4 protein-coding genes are annotated in these 4,546 nt (G+C 67.6%); 2 read left to right on the top strand and 2 right to left on the bottom strand.

Features of this window, described 5'->3' with window-relative positions; genetic code table 11:
- Together QZW52_RS18610 and QZW52_RS18615 are read left to right on the top strand one after the other, a co-directional pair.
- The coding region (locus QZW52_RS18610; RefSeq protein WP_294001537.1) for a sigma factor-like helix-turn-helix DNA-binding protein at window positions 1-137 on the top strand (137 nt) is incomplete at its 5' end.
- A gap of 125 nt (window positions 138-262) precedes the next feature.
- A complete protein-coding gene (locus QZW52_RS18615) occupies window positions 263-1,198 on the top strand; it encodes an adenylate/guanylate cyclase domain-containing protein (protein ID WP_294001527.1) in 936 nt (311 codons plus the stop codon).
- Between the two features lie 19 nt (window positions 1,199-1,217).
- On the opposite strand, the gene QZW52_RS18620 is transcribed toward QZW52_RS18615, so the two are convergent.
- Together QZW52_RS18620 and QZW52_RS18625 are read right to left on the bottom strand one after the other, a co-directional pair.
- On the bottom strand, window positions 1,218-2,756 hold the full coding sequence (locus tag QZW52_RS18620; RefSeq protein ID WP_294001530.1) for a sensor domain-containing diguanylate cyclase: 1,539 nt from the start codon (window positions 2,754-2,756) through the stop codon (window positions 1,218-1,220).
- 27 nt (window positions 2,757-2,783) lie between these two features.
- A partial coding sequence (locus QZW52_RS18625) for a cadherin-like domain-containing protein (protein WP_294001534.1) occupies window positions 2,784-4,546 on the bottom strand: 1,763 nt, incomplete at its 5' end.

Consider the following 4,546-nt stretch of genomic DNA (forward strand, 5'->3'; position numbering starts at 1 on the left):
ACCACACGCTGGAAGAAGTCGGCAAGCAGTTCGACGTGACGCGCGAGCGCATCCGCCAGATCGAGGCCAAGGCCATCCGCAAGCTCAAGCACCCGAGCCGCTCGGACAAGCTGCGGACCTATCTGGACAATCTGTAAGCATCCCGGTTGACAAAGGGGGATTAACCTCTCCTGTGAACGTGGCCCTGCATCCGCAGGGTCATTTCACTTCTGCAACCTCTGGATGCGCACTGCTTCACGAAACGACAAGGTAAACTGCGTGTATGCCGCAGACCGTGACTTGTACCGTTCTTTTTGCCGATCTGCGCGGCAGCACATCCCTCTACGAAAGCTTGGGGAATGCTGAAGCCGCGTCCGTCGTCACGCACAGCGTGGCGGTGGTGGCCCGCATCATGGAAGGCCAGGGGGGGCGTGTCATCAAGACGCTCGGGGACGGGCTGATGGCCGTGTTTCCGCATCCGGTCGGTGGTGTGCGGGCTGCCGAAGAAGTCCACGAATCGCTGGAGCGGGTCATGGGAGCGGCGCGGCCCTCGCGCAGCCCGGTCATGCGCGTGCAGATCGCCATGGCCCACGGCGAGGTGATCGAAGTCGCGGGGGATTGTTTCGGGGACGCCGTGAACGTGTCCGCCCGGTTGCTCGACCACGCCGGGGACAACGAGACGCTGGTGACTTCACAGACGCTGGGGGTGCTGCCGTCGGACGTGCGCGAGCGGTTTCGGCGGCTGGAGCGGCTGCACCTGCGCGGCCGGGTCGAACCGGTGGAGGTGTGGCGCTTCGAGGCGCGGCGCTCCGGGCCGGATCCCCTGTCCACCATGTTCGGCGACGCCACCCCGACCACCGTGCCCGAAGGCATCCGGCTGGTCAGCGAAGGCGTGTCGCGCATCCACACGCTGCGCAATCTGCCGGCCATCCTCGGTCGCAGCCACGAAGCGGCCTACTGCCTCGACGACAGCCGGGTCTCGCGGATGCACGCCCGCATCGAGTGGCACAGCGGCAATTTCCAGCTCACCGACCTCAGCTCGAATGGCACCTACGTGCGCTTCGGTCGCCAGTCCGAGGTGGTGACGCTGCGCCGCGGGGCCTGCACGCTGCACGGGCGCGGCGTGATCTGTCTCGGGGTCAGTCCGAACATCATCAACGCGCCGACCGTCAGCTTCGAAGTCCTGCGCTTCGACGACACGGACCCGCTGCCACTGTGATGCCGTGGGCGCCGCCGCATCAGGCGGTGGTGTCGGCGTCCGTGCTGGCCTGTGCGGGCTGTGTTTCCTCGAACAGCGTGCAGCGGTTGCGCCCGGCGCGCTTGGACTGGTAGAGCGCCTGGTCGGCCTGGTCAATGAGCTGCTCCAGCGCCAGCCGCGGCGAGCGGGTCACGGCCACGCCGAAACTCGATGTGACGCTCAAGCGCGGCTCGTAGTCGATGCCATCGCCCGCCGTGTCCTGCACCCGCTTGCGCAGCATCTCGCCGAACACCTGCGCCTGCGCCTCGTCGCAGCCGGGCAGCATCACGCAGAACTCTTCCCCCCCATAGCGGCACGCCAGCCCGACCTCGGCCGCTGCGGTGTTGTAGATGCCCGAGACCGCCTTGATGACCTCGTCGCCGATGGCGTGGCCATAGCGGTCGTTGAAGGACTTGAAGTGGTCGATGTCGCACATGATGACGGCGACCGGCTGACCGACCAGGTTGCACTGGTCCTTCTGCGCACCGCCCAGGTCGAAGAAGGCCCGGCGGTTGAGGCAGTCGGTCATGGGATCGCGTGTTGCCAGGCGGAACAGCTCGGCGTTCTTCTGCTGGATCTCGTCGTTGGCGGACTGCAACTGGCTCGTGGTCAGGCGCAGGCTTTCGTTGTTGCGCTCGATGTGGGTCTGGTCGGAGATGACCACCAGGCAGCCCAGCGTCTTTTTCTTCTCGATGAGCGGGCTGCACGTCACCAGCGTCACGCGCAGCTCGTCCCCCAGGCGCAGCTTCATCGGCAGCCGCGTGCAGGGCGTGTGCGTCTGCATTGCCATGGTCCAGGGGTAGTCGCTGCCGTCCTGCAGCTCGGCTCCTTCGCGCAGCCAACTGTGTTCCTCCAGGCGGCGTCCGATCTGCACGCTGCGCTGCCCGATCAGCCCCCGGAACGCCTCGTTCAGCAGCACCACGCGCCCTTGCCCGTCCAGCATGATCACCGACTCCGACAGCGCGTTGTAGGCTTTGCTGACCCGATCCGGCACGGCGGCACTCGGGTCCAACTGGTGCAACACCTTGCCCAGGTAGAGCCGCAGCAGCACCGACAGCAGCACGAACGTCAGCATCGGCCACAGCGACTGCGGCGTCAGCAGCAGGTACGGAAAGGATTCCGCCGCGATCGGCTGCCAGTTCAGTTCCAGCGCGCCCCAGGGCTGGCCCTGCAGCATCACCGGCACCCGCACATGGGTCGAGGTGCTGCGGAACCCCGCGGCCACCTGCGGCGGCGGCAGCCCGGTCACGGACACCGCCTCACCGGCCGCAGAGCGCAGCGCCATGCCCAGCAGCCTGGACTCGTTGCGCCGCGAACCATAGAGCACCTGGTGGACATCCTGTGCCCCCAGCCGGGTGGCGACCAGCGCGATCTGGTCGGCCATCAGTTGGCTGACCACCTGGCGCCGGTCGATCTCCGCCCGCACCGGGTTGGGCACCAGCCCGAAGGCGTAGTCCAGCCCCATCAAGCACAACACCGCCAGCGCCGCGATGCCCACGGCGATGCGTGAAATCGTGTCCGGCGGCCAGGGTAAGCGCATGGGTAGGTGGGGCCTGGAGAGGCGGCGTCAGGTGCGTTGATCGAGGATGTCTTCTGCCAGCTCGGCCAGCGATCCCGTGATATCGGTATCGAGCCACTCAACTTCAGTGCCAGCCGGCTGACGGGGGGCATGGACGCTCAGGACGGGCAGCGGGTCGAACTGCCGCCACGGTGGCGCCACCGCCAGCAAGCTCGCCACCAGCCCGGTGGCCCGCGTGGCCCAGAACACCAAGCCCACGGACAACGCCATGCTGCCCACCTGCAAGGTTTTTCCACTGTCCCAGTGCAGGTCCGGTGCGTTGTCCTTCTCCTTTTGCTGCAGTGCGGACTCGGCTGCAACGCGGGTACGCTCCTCCGCCGACATCCATTGCAGCAAGGCCGTGTGCTCCTGCGCAAACCCGCTCAGGTCGATGGGCACATCCAGCATCACCAGCAAGTCGCTGGCCGTCTGGCGCCCTGGGTCGATGCCACGGGCAGGTTCGGTCAGGGTGGCCGTGCGGGTGCCGTGCGTGGCCGGTGCGGCCGGTGTGACCTCGGGCTTGGACGCAGCGTGGACGGCAACGGGCTGCACGCCGGGATCTCCCACCAGAGAGAGTGCCGCCATGGGTGCTTCGCCCTGGCGGTCACTGGCCACTGGGGACAGGCTGACGGGCGGGGCGGCACTCCCGGCGATCTCCACCATGATCTGGTCCAACCGGGTTCGGTCATTCACCATGGTCAGGACACCGCCCGAGCCGACACGACCCGCCACACCCTCGAACCCGGCAGCCCCCGCAGTCCCGAACTGTCCTGCCACGGCGGGCACCGTCTGCTCCGGGGTCGGCTGCACCTGCACCACCACCCGGCGCGGGCCGACCGTCAACGCGCCATCGGACACGGTCAAGGCGAAGCTGGCAGAGGCAGTGCGGACATCCGACTGGACGAACACCACCCGCCCGGCGGTGACATCGGCCTGCGTGAACTGGCTGATTGCCTGGCCGGGAGTGCCTGCACCCACCTGCTCGAACTGCCCCGACTGCACCTCGCTGACGGTGTAGACCAGCGTGGCGGCGGCGGTGTCCGGGTCGCTGGCGGAGAGCATGGTGGCGTCCAGCACGACCTGCCCGCCCTGCTCCACGGCGATCTGGCTGTTCAACAGCACCGGCGCCTCGTTGACATTGGCCACGCGCAGCACCACGGTCCTGCGCGCGGCGAGCACACCATCCCCGACCTCGACCTCGACCTCATAGGCGTTGTCCCGGTTGGCGTCCTGCGGCACCTCGTGGTCGGCAATGCGCTGGAAGGTCAGCAGGCCGCTGACCGGATCGAGCGTGAACAGGGCCGCATCCGCACCGCCGGTGATGGCGAACGCCAGTCCCTGCGCGGGCAGATCGGCATCGGTCGCATCCAGCACCACCGACCAGCGCACCCCCTCCGGGGTGGACACCTGGATCTGTGCCGCCCCTGGCTGCGCGCTCCACTGCGGCACGTTGTCATTGACCCCGGTGACGCGGACCACCAGCGACTGGTTCACGTTCATCCCACCGTCGCTGACCTGCACCACCACGTCGTACACGCTGTCTGCGCCTGCATCGCCGGGTACTTCGTAGTCGGGCGCCGTGACGAAACTCAGTGCGCCCGTCGCTGCATTGATTGAGAACTGCCCTGCATCCACACCGCCCGCGATGCGGTACGTCAGCGTCTGGCTCGGTGCATCGGCATCCGTCGCCGTCACCGTGGTCACGGCCGTGGCGTTCTCGGCCACGCTGATTGCGCCGCCCGAGGTGATCGTCGGTGTGTTGTCGTTGACTG

The organism is Sphaerotilus sp., assembly GCF_013299175.1.
Lineage (GTDB): Bacteria > Pseudomonadota > Gammaproteobacteria > Burkholderiales > Burkholderiaceae_C > Sphaerotilus.